18 protein-coding genes are annotated in these 18,217 nt (G+C 63.4%); 11 read left to right on the forward strand and 7 right to left on the reverse strand.

Features of this window, described 5'->3' with window-relative positions; translation table 11 throughout:
- Positions 1-49 precede the first annotated feature (49 nt).
- Together ACW9UO_RS09455 and ACW9UO_RS09460 are read left to right on the forward strand one after the other, a co-directional pair.
- On the forward strand, positions 50-1,396 hold the full coding sequence (locus ACW9UO_RS09455; RefSeq protein ID WP_457085573.1) for a TldD/PmbA family protein: 1,347 nt from the start codon (positions 50-52) through the stop codon (positions 1,394-1,396).
- Positions 1,383-2,168, forward strand: coding sequence for an inositol monophosphatase family protein (locus ACW9UO_RS09460; protein ID WP_457085574.1), 786 nt, complete (start codon positions 1,383-1,385; stop codon positions 2,166-2,168). The genes ACW9UO_RS09455 and ACW9UO_RS09460 overlap by 14 nt, the downstream gene beginning before the upstream one ends.
- Positions 2,169-2,318: 150 nt before the next feature.
- Here the strand turns inward: ACW9UO_RS09460 and ACW9UO_RS09465 are convergent, their stop codons facing one another.
- From ACW9UO_RS09465 to ACW9UO_RS09480, 4 genes are all read right to left on the reverse strand, one after another.
- The gene (locus ACW9UO_RS09465) at positions 2,319-2,786 is read right to left on the reverse strand and encodes a CoA-binding protein (RefSeq protein WP_457085575.1); all 468 of its coding nucleotides are present in this window, start codon (positions 2,784-2,786) and stop codon (positions 2,319-2,321) included.
- A gap of 182 nt (positions 2,787-2,968) precedes the next feature.
- Complete coding sequence (locus ACW9UO_RS09470) at positions 2,969-4,072, reverse strand: DUF2235 domain-containing protein (RefSeq protein ID WP_457085576.1); 1,104 nt, start codon at positions 4,070-4,072, stop codon at positions 2,969-2,971.
- A complete protein-coding gene (locus ACW9UO_RS09475) occupies positions 4,050-6,347 on the reverse strand; it encodes a xanthine dehydrogenase family protein molybdopterin-binding subunit (RefSeq protein ID WP_457085577.1) in 2,298 nt (765 codons plus the stop codon). Before ACW9UO_RS09475 ends, ACW9UO_RS09470 begins: the two co-directional genes overlap by 23 nt.
- A 73-nt stretch (positions 6,348-6,420) precedes the next feature.
- Positions 6,421-7,569: a type III PLP-dependent enzyme gene (locus ACW9UO_RS09480; protein ID WP_457085578.1), complete on the reverse strand. Its 1,149-nt coding sequence runs from the start codon at positions 7,567-7,569 to the stop codon at positions 6,421-6,423.
- A gap of 106 nt (positions 7,570-7,675) precedes the next feature.
- Here ACW9UO_RS09480 and ACW9UO_RS09485 point away from each other — a divergent pair, with 106 nt between their 5' ends.
- Both ACW9UO_RS09485 and ACW9UO_RS09490 read left to right on the forward strand, forming a co-directional pair.
- Positions 7,676-8,101 (forward strand): Lrp/AsnC family transcriptional regulator, encoded by a 426-nt coding sequence (locus tag ACW9UO_RS09485; protein WP_457085579.1) that lies wholly within the window; start codon positions 7,676-7,678, stop codon positions 8,099-8,101.
- 140 nt (positions 8,102-8,241) lie between these two features.
- Positions 8,242-8,451, forward strand: a complete 210-nt coding sequence (locus ACW9UO_RS09490) for a hypothetical protein (protein ID WP_457085580.1) — start codon at positions 8,242-8,244, stop codon at positions 8,449-8,451.
- Between the two features lie 34 nt (positions 8,452-8,485).
- On the opposite strand, the gene ACW9UO_RS09495 is transcribed toward ACW9UO_RS09490, so the two are convergent.
- The gene (locus ACW9UO_RS09495; RefSeq protein WP_457085581.1) at positions 8,486-9,328 is read right to left on the reverse strand and encodes an LOG family protein; all 843 of its coding nucleotides are present in this window, start codon (positions 9,326-9,328) and stop codon (positions 8,486-8,488) included.
- Positions 9,329-9,466: 138 nt separating this feature from the next.
- Here ACW9UO_RS09495 and dapD point away from each other — a divergent pair, with 138 nt between their 5' ends.
- Positions 9,467-10,294 (forward strand): 2,3,4,5-tetrahydropyridine-2,6-dicarboxylate N-succinyltransferase, encoded by an 828-nt coding sequence (gene dapD / locus ACW9UO_RS09500; protein ID WP_457085582.1) that lies wholly within the window; start codon positions 9,467-9,469, stop codon positions 10,292-10,294.
- Positions 10,295-10,441: 147 nt separating this feature from the next.
- Here the strand turns inward: dapD and ACW9UO_RS09505 are convergent, their stop codons facing one another.
- A complete protein-coding gene (locus tag ACW9UO_RS09505; protein WP_457085583.1) occupies positions 10,442-11,452 on the reverse strand; it encodes a transporter substrate-binding domain-containing protein in 1,011 nt (336 codons plus the stop codon).
- 245 nt (positions 11,453-11,697) lie between these two features.
- Here ACW9UO_RS09505 and ACW9UO_RS09510 point away from each other — a divergent pair, with 245 nt between their 5' ends.
- Complete coding sequence (locus ACW9UO_RS09510; protein WP_457085584.1) at positions 11,698-12,048, forward strand: hypothetical protein; 351 nt, start codon at positions 11,698-11,700, stop codon at positions 12,046-12,048.
- A 4-nt stretch (positions 12,049-12,052) separates the two neighbouring features.
- On the opposite strand, the gene ACW9UO_RS09515 is transcribed toward ACW9UO_RS09510, so the two are convergent.
- Positions 12,053-13,114 (reverse strand): Hint domain-containing protein, encoded by a 1,062-nt coding sequence (locus tag ACW9UO_RS09515; protein ID WP_457085585.1) that lies wholly within the window; start codon positions 13,112-13,114, stop codon positions 12,053-12,055.
- A gap of 256 nt (positions 13,115-13,370) precedes the next feature.
- On the opposite strand from ACW9UO_RS09515, the gene dapE reads away from it, so the two are divergent.
- From dapE to rnr, 5 genes are all read left to right on the forward strand, one after another.
- The gene (gene dapE / locus ACW9UO_RS09520; RefSeq protein WP_457085586.1) at positions 13,371-14,516 is read left to right on the forward strand and encodes a succinyl-diaminopimelate desuccinylase; all 1,146 of its coding nucleotides are present in this window, start codon (positions 13,371-13,373) and stop codon (positions 14,514-14,516) included.
- A complete protein-coding gene (locus ACW9UO_RS09525) occupies positions 14,513-14,935 on the forward strand; it encodes a GNAT family N-acetyltransferase (RefSeq protein WP_457085587.1) in 423 nt (140 codons plus the stop codon). The genes dapE and ACW9UO_RS09525 overlap by 4 nt, the downstream gene beginning before the upstream one ends.
- A 20-nt stretch (positions 14,936-14,955) precedes the next feature.
- Complete coding sequence (locus ACW9UO_RS09530; RefSeq protein ID WP_457088629.1) at positions 14,956-15,537, forward strand: TIGR04282 family arsenosugar biosynthesis glycosyltransferase; 582 nt, start codon at positions 14,956-14,958, stop codon at positions 15,535-15,537.
- Positions 15,538-15,601: 64 nt separating this feature from the next.
- Positions 15,602-15,883: a YrhK family protein gene (locus tag ACW9UO_RS09535; protein WP_457085588.1), complete on the forward strand. Its 282-nt coding sequence runs from the start codon at positions 15,602-15,604 to the stop codon at positions 15,881-15,883.
- Positions 15,884-15,914: 31 nt separating this feature from the next.
- Positions 15,915-18,200, forward strand: coding sequence for a ribonuclease R (gene rnr / locus ACW9UO_RS09540; RefSeq protein ID WP_457085589.1), 2,286 nt, complete (start codon positions 15,915-15,917; stop codon positions 18,198-18,200).
- Positions 18,201-18,217 lie beyond the last annotated feature (17 nt).

The following is an 18,217-nucleotide window of genomic DNA, read 5'->3' on the forward strand; positions in this document are numbered from 1 at the left end:
TTGCACCCGCTGCCCCGGCGCTCTACCTCTGCGGACCAAGGAGACCGCAATGCCGCAAAAGCTAGACGACCTGACCCAAGCGCTTCTCGCCGCCGCCCGCGCCGCCGGAGCCGACAGTGCCGACGCCATCGCCCTGCGCGGCACGTCGCTGAATGTTGACGTGCGCGCCGGCGCGCTGGAACAGGCGGAACGCGCGGAAGGCACCGATATCGGTCTGCGCGTGTTGATCGGGCAGCGGCAGGCCAATGTCTCGTCCTCTGACACCCGGCCCGAAACGCTGACGGCGATGGCCGAACGCGCCGTGGCGATGGCCCGCGAGGCCCCCGAAGACCCCTATGTCGGCCTCGCTGAGGCCAGCCAATTGGCGCGAGATACCAGCAGCACTGCACTGGAACTGGCCGATCCTGCGTCAGAGCCCGACCCGGCAATGCTGCAATCCCGCGCGCAAGAGGCCGAAGCCGCCGCGCAGGCGGTGGACGGCGTCAGCCAGGTGCAGGCGGCCTCGGCCAGCTATTCCGCGCGCGACGTGCATATCGCGGCAACCAACGGGTTTTCCGCCGGCTATCGCCGCACCGGGTCGTCGGTGTCTTGCGTCGCCATCGCGGGCGAAGCCCTTGGCATGGAACGCGATTACGACGGCGACAGCCGCACCTTTGCCAGCGATCTGCGCAGCGCAACCGAGATCGGCCAAACCGCCGGGCAGCGCGCGGTCGAACGGCTTGCCCCGCGCAAACCACCGACCGGCACCTATCCCGTGCTGTTTGATGAACGCATTTCCGCCTCGCTTGTCGGGCACCTGCTGGCGGCGATTTCCGGCGGAGCGATTGCGCGCGGGGCCTCGTTCCTGCGCGATTCTCTGGGCCAGCAAATCCTGCCCGAAGCGCTTAGCCTGATCGAAGATCCGCACCGCCCCCGCGCCTCTGGCTCGCGGGCGTTTGATGCCGAAGGGCTGGCCACCGCCCGGCGCGCCATCGTCGACAAGGGCGTGCTGACCGGCTGGACGCTAGACCTTGCCACCGGGCGCAAACTGGCGATGGACAGCACCGGCAACGCCGCGCGCGGCACCTCGGCCCCGCCGCATCCGTCGAATTGGAACATCGAGCTGACGCAGGGCAAGCAAAGCCGCGCAGAGCTGATTGCTGACATGGGCACCGGGCTTCTGGTGACCTCGATGATTGGCTCGACGATCAACCCCAACACCGGCGATTATTCCCGTGGGGCCGCTGGTCTTTGGGTCGAAAACGGCGAGATTACCCATGCGGTGAACGAGGTGACCATCGCCGGAAACCTCCGCGATATGCTGGGCCGGATGATCCCGGCCAATGACGCGCGCCCGCATCTGTCGCGTGTGGTTCCCTCGATCCTGATCGAAGGCATGATCCTTGCAGGCACCTGACACCGTTGAAACCGATCTGGCGCTGTTGCTGCGCGCGGCCAAGGCTGCGGGCGAGGTGGCGCTTGGCTTTTCCGGCCCGGCGGCCAAGGTCTGGGACAAGCCCGGTCAAGGCCCGGTGACCGAAGCCGATTACGCCGTGAACGATGTCTTGCACGATATTTTGCGCACGGCCCGGCCCGGTTATGGCTGGCTGAGCGAGGAAACCCCGGACGACACAGCGCGGCTGGACTGTGAGCATGTGTTCATCATCGACCCGATCGACGGCACCCGCAGCTTTATCGAAGGCTCCGGCACTTGGGCGCATTCCATCGCCATCGTGCGCAACGGGCTTCCGACGGCGGCGGTGATCCATCTGCCCGCGCGCGAACGCACCTTTGCCGCCGAACGCGGGCGCGGTGCCACCCTTAACGGCGCGGCCATTGCCACCGGCGGGCGCGCGGCGCTTGAGGGCGCCAGCCTGATGGCCCCGAAACCGACCTTCCTGCCGCAGCACTGGAAACAGGCCCCGCCCGAGGTCGACCGCGTGTTTCGCCCCTCGCTGGCCTATCGCATGGCGCTGATTGCCCAAGGCCGCTACGACGCGATGTTAACCCTGCGCCCGACGTGGCACTGGGACATCGCCGCCGGCGCGCTGATTGCCGAAGAGGCGGGGGCCTGGGCGACCGGTGCCGATGGCTCGCCGCTGGTGTTCAACACTGAGGTTCCGCAAAGCTCTGGCACGCTGACCGCCAACCCCACGCTCCACACTGCAATCCGCGCCGCGCTGGCTTAGGTGGTTGGTGCGAAGCGTGCCCGCCAAAGCCTATAAGACTAGCGGAGCGTTGCAGGCACGCCGCCCGACGTTGTGTTGTAATTGATATCCGCGCGCGCCACCCCGATCTGTCAACAGATCGGCACTGATCCATCAATGGATCAGGCCCCGTTACAGCTTGGACGATATGATCCCGGTGGAAAAACCGCCCATCCGCAGTTCGCCAAACAGCCGTTGATACTCGATCTTCGGACAGCGGTTCATCACCACATCCACGCCGCGCGCCTCGAGCGTCGCCGCCGCCTCGGCGTGTTCTACGCCGATTTGCATCCAGAAGGTCTTTAGGTTCGGCAAATGCGCCAAAGCGGCCTCGGCAATCTCGGGCACGGCCTCAGAGCGGCGGAACACATCGACCATATCAACCTCTTTCGGCACCTCCGACAGATCCGCCCAGATCACCTCGCCAAACAGCGTCTTGCCCGCGTGGCCGGGGTTGACCGGAATCACCCTAAATCCCTTAAGCCCAAGGTAACGCGCCACAAAGTAGCTGGGCCGCACCGGGTTCGTCGACACGCCGACAACCGCCACCATCTTGGTGCGGGTCAAAAGATTGCGGAGGTTTTGGTCATTCCGTTCCATACGCCTGAGCCTAATCCCAGTTGCACAAAGAAAAAAGCGCCCAGTGAAAACTGGGCGCTAAGTGCGGAACGAGGGACAGTGTTGTCCATGCAAGGGTTCCGTCCTCGCATGTCATGAAAGATATTTAAGTCACATTTTAGCAAAGAAAAGGGGCCGTCACCAATTCGTGAATTGCCTCTTGCCTATCCGCTCCGCCGCAGCATCGCCGAGGTCATCCCTTTGGAAAACGCCACCAGCCGCGTCAACTGCGTGCCTCGGTCGAGCCGCTCTTGCAGAGTGGCATGGAGCCGTTCAGACGCGTCTTTCATCCGGCGGCGCGGCGCGCGGATCACGAACATCTTGCTCCACCCCGACCAGGTGCCGACAGAGGGCGCGCTGGCGCCTGTGGGATACCGACTGCGCCAATTCTCGGGCAGCGCCAGACCGCAGCCCTCGGCCTTGTCCAGCATCCAGACCAGCGGAATATTGGCAAGCGGGCGCGCGGCTTCGAACCCGCCAAGCTGGCCACCGATATCGCCGTGGGCCCCGGGGAACCACATCTGTTCGATCCGGCCGCTCCAATCCTCGGGCACATCCCAAAGCACCGGCGCATAGGCTGCGCGACGCTCGTCATAGGCCAGCGCGTGATAGCCGTGGCGGATACTGTTGCCGAGGTGGTGATTGTGGAACGCATGCCGGTCCGGGGCCAGACGCCAAAGCAGCGGCAAACGGAACCCGAGCGCCTTGACCGTATCAAACACGCCAACCATCTCGATCGGCGAACTCTCGTGGCAGAAGGCCTTGCGAAAGGCCCGGGCCGCATCGCTGTCGGGCGCGGTTTCGTAGTGGCGATAGGCCTGGGCCACATTACGCTCAAGCGCGTTGCGCGCGGTCACGAGGCCGACCCTGTCGATCATGCCCGCGAGCGAGCGCGCGGCGAAGGCACCGCGGGAATAGCCGAGCAGAAAGATCCTGTCACCGGGCCGATAGCGCGACGCCAGATAGCCATAAGCGCGGCGGATCTGGCGATTGATGCCTTTGCCCGTCATCACCGCATAACTGGCGCGCCAATCGGGGAATTGCACCCCCGGCTCGTAATAGATCGACAGGTCGCCGGGCGCGTCGCACAGCAGTTTATAGATATGGCCGATGTTGGTTTCGCTGCCTTCGCGCAGCGACGACATGGTGCCATCCAAAAGGATCACATGAACACGTTGGCCCCGGCGCGGGCCGGTTTGGGTTTTCTTGAACCGGAGCTTGCGCGCCAGCCACCCAGTTACGTGTTTATGCAGTCGCTTGAGACGCATCCCTAATCATACTCCAAACCCTTTGCGGCGTGAACGGCATGTCTGCTTGCCTGACGCCCGTGTCCCAGAGCGCGTCCTGCATGGCATTACCCAACGCAGCCATCGCCCCAACTGTTCCCGCCTCGCCGCAGCCTTTCATCCCCATCGGGTTGGCTGTCGACGGCACCGGTTCCGTTTCGAATTTAATCATAGGAAGAGTATCGGCGCGTGGCATGGCATAATCCATGAAAGTTGCCGTGAGCAGCTGGCCGTCTTCGTCATGAACCACCCGCTCTGTGATCGCCTGACCGATGCCTTGCGCGGCACCGCCATGCACCTGACCCTCGGCCAGAAGCGGATTGATCAGATTGCCGAAATCATCGACCACTGTGTATTTTTCAACGCTCACAGCGCCGGTTTCGGGGTCAACCTCGACCTCGGCGATATGGGCACCGTTGGGATAAGACCGGCCCGGCAACGCCTCGCGCGCCTCATGGCTCAGCAAATCCTCGCGACCCGCCTGGCGCGCCATTTCGGCGGCTTCCAGCAAGGTCGGGGTCATATTAGACCCTTCGGCGCGGAAGGTTTCATTATCAAACCGCACTGCACTCTCCTCAACCCGCATCATCTCTGCCAAAAATGGCGTAAATGCGGCAACCACTTTGGCCACGGCGGAGAGTGTGACATTTGCCTGCACCGTCACCGAGCGCGACCCACCGGTGCCGCCGCCCTTGGCAATCAGGTCACTGTCACCCTGCACCACACGGATCATCTCCGGCGGGATGCCGGTTTGATCGGCCAGAAACTGGGCATAAACCGTTTCATGCCCCTGCCCGTTTGATTGTGTTCCTACATATAGCGACACGCCGCCATCCTCATCAAAAGTCACTTTCGCGCCTTCCGAAGGATCGCCCAAAATACTTTCGATATAGTAACAAAGTCCGATGCCGCGCAATTTTCCCGCCGCTTCACTCGCCGCACGGCGCGCGCCATAGCCCGCAAGGTCACAGCTTTGCTCGGCATGGCTCAGCACCCGGTCGAAATCGCCCACATCGTAAAGCTCGCCCGTCACCGTTTTATAGGGGAACTTCGGCACCGGAATGAAATTCTTGCGCCGAAGCTCCCAGCCATCGACGCCCAGTTCGCGCGCGGCCCGGTCCATGATCCGCTCGAGCACATAGATCGCCTCGGGCCGCCCGGCCCCACGATAGGCATCAACCTGCGTGGTGTTGGTGTAATAACCCTGCACGCCCATATAGGCGGTCTGCACATCATAAACGCCCATCAAAACCTTGGAAAACAGCTCGGTCTGGATCGGCTGGCCATAGCCGGAGTTATAGGCCCCGAGGTTGTTCTGGGTCGTCAGACGATAGGCAGTGATGCGGTGATTTTCGTCAAAACCCATCTCGGCCAGCGTCGTCAGATCGCGCCCGGCATTGTCGCTGAGCATCGATTCCGTGCGGTCGCCGATCCAGCGCACCGGACGGCCCAAAGCGCGGGCCGCATAGGCACAGATCACATACTCCGGATAGTTCATCGCCTTCATGCCAAAGCCGCCGCCGACATCGGGGTTGGTCACCCGCAGCTGTTCGGGGTCCAGACCCAGCGCCTCGGAAATCGCGGATTTATAGCCCCAGACGCCCTGGCCATTGATCGCCACATGCAGCCGTTCGCCTTCGGGTTCGGCATAACAGCCGCGCGGCTCCATCGAATTGACGATCACCCGGTTGTCTTCGATCTGAAGCTTGACCACATGCGCCGCCGATTGCATCGCGGCCTCGGTCGCCTCGGCATCGCCCATGCCGAAATCATAGGCCATATTGCCGGGGGCCTCGTCGTGGATCGTGTGGTCGCCTTTGGCGAGCGCCAGCGACACCGGCAGATCGTCACAGTCAAACTCGATCAGCTCGGCGGCGTCCTTGGCCTGTTGCAAGGTCTCGGCAAAGATCATCGCCACCGCTTCACCGACAAACCGCACCCGATTGCGCGCCAGCACGGGCCGCTCGGGTTTGGCCCCTTTGGTGCCGTCGATGTTTTTCACCACCGTGCCGCTCAGGCCCACACGCACCCCGGCGGCCTCAAGATCGGCCAGCGTTAAAACCAGATGCACACCCTCGGCGGCGCGGGCCTCTTCGACATCCAGCGTTGTGATTTCGCCGTGGGCCACCGTGGAGCGGAACACAAAGCCATGCAGCGCATCGGCCGGCGCGATATTATCGACATAGCGGCCCTGCCCGGTCAGAAAACGCATATCTTCAACCCGCTTTACGGGTTGGCTCTTGCCGAATTTATCCATGTGCGTCTCCGTCGGTGGCTTGCCCCGTTGCCCGGCAGGGCAGGTCGGTGGTTTGGGGCTGACACTAGGCTTTTCAGCCGGACTGTCCAGAGACGGGCAATGGCGATTTCACCGTGACGATGCGTGACACACCATAGCCGTTGAACCCGGTGCTGAGCGTCAGCCCATAGGCCCCCATCCCCGGCCAAAACACAAAGTCGCCCTCGGCGCAGTCCTTTGGCAGAGCGACCTCGCCGGGCAGCTTGTCGACCGAATCGCAAGTCGGGCCAAACACCCGGCGCGCGTGCGGGGGGCCCTTGCGCGGCGTGCCATCCGGGGCGGTCACGCTAAAGCGGCCCGGCACCGCCATATCGCGCATCTCGGCCAGCCCGCCGTAGAGCCCATCATTAAGGAACACCGCGCCGTCGTCACGCATCGCCTTGATCCGGGTGACAAGCGTGACCGCCTCGCTCGCCATCGCCCGACCCGGCTCACAAACAAGCGCGGGCGGCGTGGCAAAGGCGGCGGAAGTTGCGCGCGAAATCTCGGCAAAGACCGCCTCAAGGTCCGGTGCGGTGCCGTCGCGATGCGCGGCAAAGCCACCGCCAACATTGAGCCGGTGCAGCGTCACGCCCGCCGCCTGCGCCACCTCGGCGGCGGTCTTTATATATACGCCCCAGGTTTGCGCGCTGCCGCATTGTGTGCCGGGATGAAAGGTGATCGAGGGCCGCGCGCCGGTTGCCACCACCGCGCGCAGCAACTCTGCAACCGCAACAGGGCCGACGCCGAACTTCGTGCCGAAATCATACGCCGCGCCCGGCACTTTCAGCGCCAGCCGCACCGCAATCTCATCGCCCGGACCGGGCGCGATCTTGGCCAGTTCGCTGAGGCTATCGACCGACCATGCGGCAACGCCAACGCTGCGCGCGGTGGCGATTTCGGCGGTGGAACGCACGGGGTTGTGGTAGTGCAGCACCGCCTTCGCACAGGCCGCGCGCACCGCCCGCATTTCGCCCACCGACGCCACATCAAACGCCCGGATGCCCGCCGCAACCAGCGTTTCAAGCACCTCCGGCGTTGGGTTCGCCTTGACCGCATAGGTGACCAATCCGGGGAACCCCCGGCGGAACCGACGCGCCTGCGCGCCGAGCGCGCGGGGGCAAAAGCAGGCCACCGGAAGGTCCGGGGCCAAGCGGGCCGCCATGGTGACGGGGTCGGCAAAGGGGGCGGGGTCAAACTGCATCGTGCACCTCGTTTTCCCTCAGTGTGCCGCGCGCATGCGTCATATCATCGTGTCACTTGTCACAGATCGTTGCTTCCTTTCGGCATATCGACGAAGCTTTCGGCACATGGACGAGACAGACTCAAAACTGCTGACCCTGCTGGCCGAGGATGCCCGCGCGCCAGTGGCCACATTGGCCCGGCGGCTGGACCTTGCGCGCACCACGGTGCAGGCGCGGATCGAGCGGCTGGAGCGGTCGGGGCAGATCGCAGGGTACACCGTCCGCCGCGGCGCTGCTGCGCGCCCCGCGCTTCGGGCGACGGTGCTTGTCACCATTGAGCCGCGCTCGGGGCCTGCGGTGCTGGCGCGGCTGCGATTGTTGACGGATGTGAAACAGGTGCACACCACATCGGGGCGGTTTGACCTGATTGTCGAGCTGGAAACCGCCAGCACCGAGGCGCTGGACAAGACGCTTGACCAGATCGGTGAGGCCAAGGGCGTGCGCAGTTCAGAGAGCCTGATCCACCTCACAACCAAGCTAGACAGGTCCTAAGCGCGCAAATCGCCCGCGTGGCGTTTTGGCCAACACCACAGCTGTGTCCAAAATTGCCTCAATTGCGCGCGATTAACGCCCTGATCACGAATTAGGTCCATTGTGGAAACAATAAACATAAACTCAAAAAGGAGACTGTCATGTCAGTACGCCACATCGACCCCTCACAGCAGGCCAGCATCATTGCCCTTCTGCAATCCGAGCACGACAAGGCGCTGTCGCGTCGCGAATGGACCCACCGGCTTGCGGGGTATGGCTATGCGATCACGCATACCGATCACGGCGATATGGTCACCGCGCTGCCCCGCGGCGAAGAGCTTTGCGCCCTGCCGCCGCAGCTGTGCAGCTGATCACGCACTGACAACCGTTCGATCTGCTGGCTGATCACCGCCCGGGAATGTCTTCTCTCGGGCCCTTGGTGCCCCAGTTGGCAATCGCCTCCGCAGCTTCTTCTGCGGTTTCGACAAAGCGGAACAGGTCCAGGTCCTGTTCGGAAATGGTGCCGGCATCGGCCAGCGCCTCCCAGTTGACGATGCGCTCCCAGAACGCGCGTCCAAACAGAAGAAACGGCACCCGGTCCATACGCCCGGTCTGGATCAGGGTCAGCGCCTCGAACATTTCGTCAAGCGTGCCAAAGCCACCGGGAAACACACAGATCGCCTTGGCCCGCATCAGAAAATGCATCTTGCGGATGGCGAAGTAGTGGAAGTTGAAGCACAGTTCCGGCGTCACATATTCATTCGGCGCCTGCTCATGCGGCAGCACGATGTTCAGCCCGATGGAATGCCCCCCCGCCTCCATCGCGCCGCGATTGCCGGCCTCCATCACACCGGGGCCGCCGCCAGTCACGACAACATCCTCGCGGCAATTGGACAGCAATGATTTCTCGGTCATGATCCGGGCAAACTTGCGCGCTTCTTCGTAAAACCGCGACAGCTCGGCCAGCGTCTCGGTCCGCGCCTGATCTTTCTGCGCCGGCGCCGGAATGCGCGCGCCGCCAAACAGCACGATGGTGCTCTCCACCCCAGCCTCGGTCATCATCATCTCGGGTTTCAGCAGTTCAAGCTGAAGCCGCACCGGGCGCAATTCATCGCGACAGAGGAAATCATCATCCGCAAAGGCCAGCCGATAGGCCGGCGCGCGGGTTTGCGGCGTGTCAGGGACCTGCACGGCCTCTTGCCGGTCTTCATGCGCATCGCGAAACGGGCTGCGGCGATTGTCATTCATGGTGCGCTCCTAATTGGGTCTCCCTCATTCAGTACCCGGTTGCCCCGCGATGTGCCAGCAATCGGGCACAGCACGTTTGGGGATGACCTTAGGGCGTTTAACCGCTATGGAACGGCAAATTTTCAAAGGACAGAGCCAATGTCGAACACACAGCTTGAAACCGCCATCGAAGCCGCCTGGGACGCCCGTGACACCATCACCCCAGAGACCAAAGGCGAAACCCGCGACGCCATCGAAGCCACGCTGAACGCGCTTGACAGCGGCACGCTGCGGGTCGCCGAAAAGCGCGAAAGCGGTGACTGGCATGTGAACCAATGGGCGAAAAAGGCGGTTCTGCTGTCCTTCCGTCTGAATGACATGGAGCAGATCCCCGGCGGCAACGGCAATTCCGGCTGGTGGGATAAGGTGCCGTCGAAGTTCGACGGGTGGGACGCGACCCAGTGGCGCAACGCCGGTTTCCGCGCTGTGCCCGGCTCAATCGTGCGCCGCTCGGCGTATATTGCGCCTGGTGTGGTGCTGATGCCGTCGTTTGTGAACCTTGGCGCCTATGTCGACGAAGGCTCGATGGTGGATGGCTGGGCGACGGTCGGCTCTTGCGCACAGATCGGCAAAAACGTGCACCTGTCCGGCGGCGTTGGCATTGGCGGCGTGCTGGAGCCGATGCAGGCAGGCCCGACCATCATCGAGGACAACTGCTTTATCGGTGCGCGCTCTGAAGTGGTTGAAGGCTGCATCGTGCGCGAAGGCTCGGTGCTGGGCATGGGCGTGTTCATCGGCCAGTCGACCAAGATCGTCGACCGCGAGACCGGCGAAGTGATGTACGGCGAAGTGCCGCCCTATTCGGTGGTTGTGGCCGGGTCGATGCCGTCCAAGAACAACGTCAGCCTGTATTGCGCCGTGATCGTCAAGCGGGTCGACGAGCGCACGCGTTCGAAAACCGGCATCAACGAGCTGCTGCGCGACTGATGTAACACGGGCTGGCGGCGCACCCCGCGCCGCCGCCCCTTTGGCCTATCGCGTTACGCGAAATACCAGCCCCCCTAACACTGCCTGAAATCAAAGATTTCAACGCATTAGGGGATGCTTGTTGTTTCAGGTCATGCGCGTAACGCTTTAGCGGCCGAACCATTTGCGCACCAGCGCAGTGTATTGGCCATCTTCCTGCAATTTCAGCAAAGCTTGATTGAGCGGTTCGCGCAGCGGGCTGCCGGTGGGCAGGGCGATGCCGTAATCCTCGCGGCGAAACACCGTTTCCACCAGATAAGCGTCGCTGGAGCGGTTCTGCGTCAGGTAATATTGCAGCAGCGGCCCGTCGAACACCACGGCGTTGATCTCATCCGCTTCAAAAGCGTCGATCAATTCGGCAAAGCCGGGATAGGCGCTGTGCGCCACCGACCGTGCATCCAGGAAATCCGAGGCCGTCGATCCCGCCACGGAGCCCACTTCGCGAGAGTCGAGATCATTCAGCCCGGTCACGTTTGAGGTCAGCGCGCTGACGGTGAGCGATGCGGTGATTTTGGCCACGAAGATCGACACCACGAAGAGGCTGGAAAACACCATAATCACCGCCAAAATCCGCCCTGGCAGGGATCGCGGCTGGCGTTCTTCAAAGCCGCCGTTGACCACGAGGTTCAGCGCCCACCAGAACGACGGAAAGAACGCTTTGCGCGCATTACCCTCGAAATAGGGCTGGTGGCGACGTTCGAACAGCCACATCAACGTGCCCGCCGCACAAAGCATGGCAATCGCCACGCCTAGCGAAATCGCAATGTCGCGGGTGAAGACCTGTTGCCAGATTTTCGGCCGGTCGCCGCCCGACACCATCACCTGAACGCCGCTTTCAAACACCGGCAGGGTGAAATCCATCACCACTTCGCGCGCGGCGGTGATCGAGATATTGGCGATTGCCCCGTCCACCTCGCCCGTCGCGACCTCGGCCAGCATGTCGCCAAACGACCCCTTGGTCTCAAACTCCACGTCGCGGCCAATTTGCTCGGCCAGCGTGGTCATCAGATCGATGCTGAACCCGGTCTGCGCCTCGGTGCCCATGGCAAAGGGAGGCCGCTCGACCGTGGCAAACGTCAGGGTTTGCGCCTGCACCGCCAAGGTGGGCAGCAAAAGCAAGGCAGCGATCAATAGGCGCGCGAAAGGCCGGGCAATCATGATGGTCTTTTCCCAAATTCTTTACGCGCGTGTAGCGGCAGGCAGGTGCCGCATGCAACAAAAAGCATGTGTCAGCGCGCCGCGCGCCGCAACGACGCGCATTTACGCAACGGCTTTGAGGCGCGGATGGCCGATACCGCCACTGGTGGCGCGCCCGGTTTTCTGCCAAAAGGCCGGCAACACTTCGGCATATTGGGCAAAATACGATGGCGGCAGACAAGGTATCTCGACACCAGGTTTACACACTGGTGGTTCAGGTCGGGCGCAAAACCGGCGATGGTCTGCCCAAGGGCGCGACAGGCGCCGGGCTTATTTGCTACGCCTCGGGCGTCGATGAGGGCGAAGCGGTGCGTGAAACCGTGGCGATCCTCAAGCAGGCCGACCTTGCACCGCTGGACGTGACCGGACACGGCACGCTTGCAGAGCGCCGCAAGTCAGGCGAAGAGATTGGCGACGAGGAAGTCGAGCTGATGGAGCGGGCCTTGGCCGAAAACTCTGTTGTTGTGGCGCAGTTGACGCCGTTTTACGAACCGCTCGACACCCCCAACACCCACTGAAGGCTCACGCGACCTCGGCCAGCGCCTGTGCCTCGTAGCGCTTCAGCACCGGCAGCCCAAGATGCGCCTGCTCGGGCACCAGCGTCGGGCTGACCTGGGTCAACTGCGTGGCTGCCATCCGCTCTGCATCGCGCCGCAGCCGGCCAATATAAAGGCTCTCGGTCCAGGCACCGCTGACCGCCATCACCGCATGGGAGGGCAACAGCACCTGCGCCAGGCTGACCAGCGGCAGATTGGGCTCGGGCAGCGCGGTGAGGCCGTTCACGAGATAGCCCGCGGGCACAAGCACGCCTTCGCAGCCAAAGGTGTAATCCACCGCCGCGCCGCTGAGAAACACCTTCTGATGCGGGGCCACGACGATATCGCGCTCCAATCCAAAGTACGGCGCGCGCAGGCGGATCGGGGCGAAGCTGCCCAGTCCGGGAACGATCCGCTGGAGCACATGCAGCACCGGTTCGGGCGGGCCATCGCGGGTCAGCACCAGATCGCCGCATTGCAGGCGCGACACCTCGCGCGGGCCAAACGGCGTTTCCACCAGGGTGCGCGCCGCCAGTCCGGGCGTCGGGCCCACCGGCTCGACCGCGTTTGACACCGCGAGAAAGCCCAGCTCGGCCTCGGCGGGACCACAGATCTCCATCGCCTCAAACGCCGTCAGACTGTCGAGCGACATCGGTTTGGGCAGCTCCAGCGTGCCGCTGACAAAGCCGCTGCCATCGGCCCGTTCGACCGCAAACCGCGCAATGCCTGCCTCGCAATCCCAGCCAAAGCTAAGCCGCAACCGCGCGACGCCCTCGGCCCCGGCCAGCCGCAAGGTGCGGTGGATCATCTGCTGCCCCTGCGACACCACCAGCGCAAAAGACCCCTGCGGCAGGGCGAGAATTGAGAGGTGCCCGGCGGCATGCGCCTGCAACGGAATGCGCAGGATCGGTTGCGCGGCGGCGATGCCCGACAGGTCACATTCCAAAAGCACGGTGCCCCGGCGCATTGAACCGCGCGCAGGCAGCCTGTCGAAAGGCGGATAAAACCGGGATTGGCCGGTCTGCGACAGCGTGGCAACCCAGCTCATCGCGACTCCACGACGTCACCCAAAGGGTGCATTAAATCATTCAAAAACATATCACTGCTCCACCAAAACGCGCCTTTTTCGCCCGAATGACGGAGCCTTTTGCCGAATAATATCCCGGCGCGGGCCCAGTCGCACATCGGTGCGGCGCTTATCATTTGGCCGCAGCCTAGCACCACAGGCCGGCATCTGTTAAGCGAAACTATCATGCAGGCGGGCAAGCCGCTGCAAACAAGACACATTTTCAGGGGACGTCATCATGCCGCACATCAATCCGCTCGATCTTACCGCAGCACTGGTGCGCTGCCCCTCGGTGACGCCCGAAGAGGGCGGCGCTTTGGTGCTGTTGCAAACGCTTCTTGAGGAGGCTGGATTTGCCTGCACGCGGGTCGATCGCGAAGGCATCAGCAACCTGTTTGCCCGCTGGGGCGACAAGGGCCACGCCAAAACGTTCGGCTTTAACGGCCACACCGATGTGGTGCCTCTGGGCAATCCTGACGACTGGACCGTCGCGCCCTTTGGGGCCGAGATTAAGGACGGTTTCCTTTATGGTCGCGGGGCCACCGACATGAAATCGGGTGTGGCCGCCTTTGTCGCCGCTGCCGTGGATTTCGTCCGCGATACGCCCCCCGACGGCGCGGTTATCATCGCCATCACCGGCGATGAAGAGGGCGACGCCGACCACGGCACAACCGCGCTTCTTGAACATATGAACACCAGTGGCGAGGCAATGACGGTCTGTTTGGTGGGCGAACCCACCTGCCCCGACACGATGGGCGAAATGATGAAGATTGGCCGGCGCGGCTCGATGACGGCGTGGTTCACGGTGACCGGGGTGCAGGGCCATTCCGCCTATCCGCATCGCGCGAAAAATCCGGTGCCGGCGATGGCGCGGCTGATGGACCGGCTGGCCTCGCATGAGCTGGACAGCGGCACCGATCATTTCGATGCCTCGACGCTGGCGGTGGTCACCATCGACACCGGCAACCCGGCCAACAATGTGATCCCGGCTAAATGCACTTCCTGCGTCAATATCCGGTTCAACGATGCCCACACCGGCGCGGCAATTTCCGATTGGCTGCGGGCCGAGGCCGATGCGGTGGCGGCGGATTTCGACGTTAAGATCGACGCGCGGATCAAGATTTCCGGCGAGAGCTTTGTCACCCCACCCGGCCCGCTGTCCGACCTTGTGGCGCGCGCGGTCAAGGCCGAAACCGGCGTCACGCCAGAGCTGAGCACCACCGGCGGCACCTCGGATGCGCGCTTTGTCAAAGACCACTGTCCGGTGGTCGAGTTTGGCCTTGTCGGTCGCACCATGCATCAGGTGGATGAGCGCGTGGCGGTGGATCAGGTGCACCAACTCAAGGCGATCTATGGCCGCATGCTGGCCGAATATTTCGCATGAGCGTAACCATCACCCGCACTGACGATCTCGACACCTGCCTGCGGCTGCGGTTTGAGGTGTTTGTTGATGAACAGGGCGTGCCCGCCGAGATCGAGCGCGACGCCTATGACGACATCGCGCTGCATCTGCTTGCGGTTCAGGATGGCGTCGCGCTGGGCACCGCCCGCGTGCTGCCCAATGGCGAGATCGGCAAGATTGGCCGGGTCTGCGTGGTGAAGCAGGCGCGCGGCACCGGCCTCGGCGCGGCGCTGATCAACGCGGCGCTGGACGAGATGCGCGCCGATGGGCGGTTTACCAAGGCGGCGCTTGGGTCACAGATCCACGCGATCCCCTTCTATGAAAAGCTGGGGTTTGCCGCCTATGGCGAAGAGTTTGACGACGCAGGCATCCCGCATCGGATGATGGAACGGGCGCTGTGAGGCGTGGCCATCTCGTCTTGATGTTAAAAGAGCCGCACCCCGGTCGGGTCAAAACCCGGCTGGGCCGCGATATTGGCATGACCGCCGCCGCATGGTGGTTTCGCCACCAAACCGCACGGCTGATCCGCCGCCTGCACGATCCGCGCTGGCAGTTGGTCCTTGCCGTGGCCCCCGACCGTGAGGGGCTAGAAAGCCGGATATGGCCCGCGCATCTGCCCCGCATTCCGCAGGGACGGGGCGATCTGGGGCAACGGATGGCGCGGGCCTTTCGGTCGCTGCCCCCCGGCCCCGCCTGCATCATTGGCGGCGACATTCCCGGCATCACCCCCGCCCACATCGCCCGCGCGTTTCAAACGCTCGGCCCCCATGACGCCACGTTTGGCCCGGCCCCCGATGGCGGCTATTGGCTGATTGGTCTGCGCCATCCGGCCCGCGCGCCTGCCGGATTTCTGCACGATGTGCGCTGGTCCACCGAGCACGCGCTGGCGGACAGCATCGCAACCCTGCCCGGCGCGCGCGTCGCCCGCACCGACACCCTTGCCGACATCGACACTGCTGCCGATCTGGCAGACTCTCGCCACCCTGCCAGCCCGCCGGGTTGAACCCGCCGGATTGTGGCCTAAGTCCCGCGTCTAGGCAGCAATGACAGGACAACGCGCACTTCCAATGGCCCTCTTTCAGCACAAAAACCGCCAGAAATCCGCCAAAAGCCGTCGCATCTATGCGATCTATGAGTTGATCTATACCACGGTCGATTTCATGGCCGCGATGTGCTTTGTCTCAGGCTCGATCATGTTCTTTTTCGAGGACTGGCAGTCCACCGGCACCTGGATGTTCCTGTTCGGCTCGATCCTGTTTGCCACCAAACCGACCCTGCGATTTGCCCGCGAAGTGCAGCTTAAGGCGCAGGGCTACGACGACGATCTTGCCGCGCGGTTTGGCAAGTGACGCCGCCGTTTGCCCATGCTACCCCTGCGCTATGAGCCAACTGCCCACAAAACCACAGATCCTTGACTGGATCGCCGCCAACCCGACCCTGACCGCCAAACGCGATATCGCCAAGGCCTTCGGCATCAAGGGTGCGGCCCGCATCGACCTCAAGCGCCTGCTGAAAGAGCTTGAGGCCGAAGGTCATCTTGAGAAACGCAAGAAAACCTATCGTGATCCTGACCGGCTGCCGCCCGTCTCGGTGTTGCAGGTCAAAGCCCCGAACGCCGATGGCGATCTGTTTGCCACGCCGCTGGAATGGCATGGCGACGGCGACGAACCGATTGTTCTGGTGGTGACGCGCGCCTCGGATCCGGCGTTGGGCGAAGGCGACCGTATCTTGGCCCGCTTGCAAGTGGTGCAGGCCGAAGATCACCACTATGAGGCCCGCTTGATCCGCCGCATCGGATCAAACCCCAAACGCATTCTCGGGGTGTTTTCGAAACGCTCTGAAGGCGGGCGGATCAAGCCGGTCGACAAGGGGGCGGACAAGGAATGGCAGGTCGGTGCCGACGATGTGCACGGTGCCAAGGATGGCGAGTTGGTTGAGGCGGAACTGGCCGGGCCCAAGGGCCGCATGGGCCTGCCCCGCGCGCGCATTGTTGAACGGTTGGGTGACCCGACCGCGCCGCGCGCCGTCTCGTTGATTGCGATCCACCAGCATGGCATTCCCGATGCTTTCCCCGATGAGGTGATCGCCGAGGCCGACGCGATGAAACCTGCGGGCCTGTCGGGGCGTGAAGACCTGCGCGAGATGCCATTGGTGACGATTGACCCGGCGGATGCGCGCGACCACGACGATGCCTGTTATGCGCACGCCGACGATGACCCCAAGAACAAGAGCGGCCACATCATCTGGGTCGCGATTGCCGATGTGGCACATTATGTGCGCCCCGGCTCGGCGCTTGACCGCGAGGCGCGCAAACGGGGCAATTCCAGCTATTTCCCCGACCGGGTGGTGCCGATGCTGCCCGACCGGCTGTCGGGCGATCTGTGTTCGCTGCACGAGGGCGTGCCGCGCGCTTGTATCGCCGTGCGCATGCAGATCAATGCCGCCGGTGAGAAACTGTCGCACAGGTTTGTGCGCGGGCTGATGCGCTCGCCGGCCTCGCTGAATTACCAAGAGGTGCAGGCGGCGATGGACGGCGACGTCAATGACAAGGTCGCGCCGCTGTTGGATGACGTGCTCAAGCCGTTGTACGCTGCTTACGCAGCGCTGACCAAGGCGCGCGCGTCGCGCCAACCGCTTGACCTTGATCTGCCCGAGCGGCGGATCGAACTGGGCGACGACGGCAAGGTGACCTCGGTTAATTTCCGCGACCGGCTGGATGCGCATAAGCTGATCGAAGAGTTCATGATCCTCGCCAATGTCGCCGCCGCTGAGACGCTGAATGCCAAGAAGACACCGCTCCTGTTCCGCGTCCACGAAGAGCCCCCGCAGGACAAGCTTGAGACCCTGCGCGACACCGCCAATGCCGCCGGGCTGACGATGGCCAAGGGGCAGGTTCTCAAGACCGCGCACCTGAACAAGCTGTTGCATGATGCCGCCGGGACCGACGAGGCCGAGCTGATCAACATCGCCACTCTGCGGTCGATGACGCAGGCGTATTACAGCCCGAAAAACTTTGGCCACTTCGGGCTGGCGTTGCAGAATTACGCGCATTTCACCTCGCCGATCCGGCGCTATTCCGATCTGATCGTGCACCGTGGGCTGATCTCGGCGCATGGTTGGGGTGATGACGGGCTGACACCGGAGGACATCGAAAAGCTCGAGCCGACCGGCGCGCATATTTCCGACACCGAGCGCCGCTCGATGGTGGCCGAGCGTGACACGACCGACCGCTATCTTGCGGCGTTCCTGTCAGAACGGGTGGGCAATGAGTTCACCGGGCGCATTTCCGGCATCGCGCGCTTTGGGGCCTTTGTGAAGCTGGACGAGACCGGGGCCGACGGGCTTATCCCAATGCGCAATCTGGGGCGGGAATATTTCCATTTCGACGCCGACAGCGCCACTCTCCTTGGCTCGGACACCGGGATGAAAATCACGCTGGGGCAGCGGGTCACGGTGCGCCTGACCGAGGCCGCGCCGGTGACTGGCGGCATTGCGCTAGAGCTGTTGGAGATTGACGGTGAAAAGCCGCCTGCGGGCCGTGGCTCTGGTCCGCGCGGGCGGGGCAAGGGTGGGCGCGGCAAAGGCGGTCCGGCCAAGCGCAAATTGGCGGCGTCCAAGAAGAAAACTGCCAAGGTCAGCCGCAAGCGTCGCCAGACACGCGATTGACCACGATCTGCAAGGGA

Source organism: Marinovum sedimenti (genome assembly GCF_054052205.1).

What these genes read in the sequence shown, in the direction of transcription:
- ACW9UO_RS09455 (WP_457085573.1), top strand. Translation starts at nt 50, where the DNA reads ATGCCGCAAAAGCTAGACGACCTGACCCAAGCGCTTCTCGCCGCCGCC.
- ACW9UO_RS09465 (WP_457085575.1), bottom strand. Translation starts at nt 2,786, where the DNA reads ATGGAACGGAATGACCAAAACCTCCGCAATCTTTTGACCCGCACCAAG.
- ACW9UO_RS09470 (WP_457085576.1), bottom strand. Translation starts at nt 4,072, where the DNA reads ATGCGTCTCAAGCGACTGCATAAACACGTAACTGGGTGGCTGGCGCGC.
- ACW9UO_RS09475 (WP_457085577.1), bottom strand. Translation starts at nt 6,347, where the DNA reads ATGGATAAATTCGGCAAGAGCCAACCCGTAAAGCGGGTTGAAGATATG.
- ACW9UO_RS09480 (WP_457085578.1), bottom strand. Translation starts at nt 7,569, where the DNA reads ATGCAGTTTGACCCCGCCCCCTTTGCCGACCCCGTCACCATGGCGGCC.
- ACW9UO_RS09485 (WP_457085579.1), top strand. Translation starts at nt 7,676, where the DNA reads ATGGACGAGACAGACTCAAAACTGCTGACCCTGCTGGCCGAGGATGCC.
- ACW9UO_RS09490 (WP_457085580.1), top strand. Translation starts at nt 8,242, where the DNA reads ATGTCAGTACGCCACATCGACCCCTCACAGCAGGCCAGCATCATTGCC.
- ACW9UO_RS09495 (WP_457085581.1), bottom strand. Translation starts at nt 9,328, where the DNA reads ATGAATGACAATCGCCGCAGCCCGTTTCGCGATGCGCATGAAGACCGG.
- dapD (WP_457085582.1), top strand. Translation starts at nt 9,467, where the DNA reads ATGTCGAACACACAGCTTGAAACCGCCATCGAAGCCGCCTGGGACGCC.
- ACW9UO_RS09510 (WP_457085584.1), top strand. Translation starts at nt 11,698, where the DNA reads ATGGCGGCAGACAAGGTATCTCGACACCAGGTTTACACACTGGTGGTT.
- ACW9UO_RS09515 (WP_457085585.1), bottom strand. Translation starts at nt 13,114, where the DNA reads ATGAGCTGGGTTGCCACGCTGTCGCAGACCGGCCAATCCCGGTTTTAT.
- dapE (WP_457085586.1), top strand. Translation starts at nt 13,371, where the DNA reads ATGCCGCACATCAATCCGCTCGATCTTACCGCAGCACTGGTGCGCTGC.
- ACW9UO_RS09525 (WP_457085587.1), top strand. Translation starts at nt 14,513, where the DNA reads ATGAGCGTAACCATCACCCGCACTGACGATCTCGACACCTGCCTGCGG.
- ACW9UO_RS09530 (WP_457088629.1), top strand. Translation starts at nt 14,956, where the DNA reads ATGTTAAAAGAGCCGCACCCCGGTCGGGTCAAAACCCGGCTGGGCCGC.
- ACW9UO_RS09535 (WP_457085588.1), top strand. Translation starts at nt 15,602, where the DNA reads ATGGCCCTCTTTCAGCACAAAAACCGCCAGAAATCCGCCAAAAGCCGT.
- rnr (WP_457085589.1), top strand. Translation starts at nt 15,915, where the DNA reads ATGAGCCAACTGCCCACAAAACCACAGATCCTTGACTGGATCGCCGCC.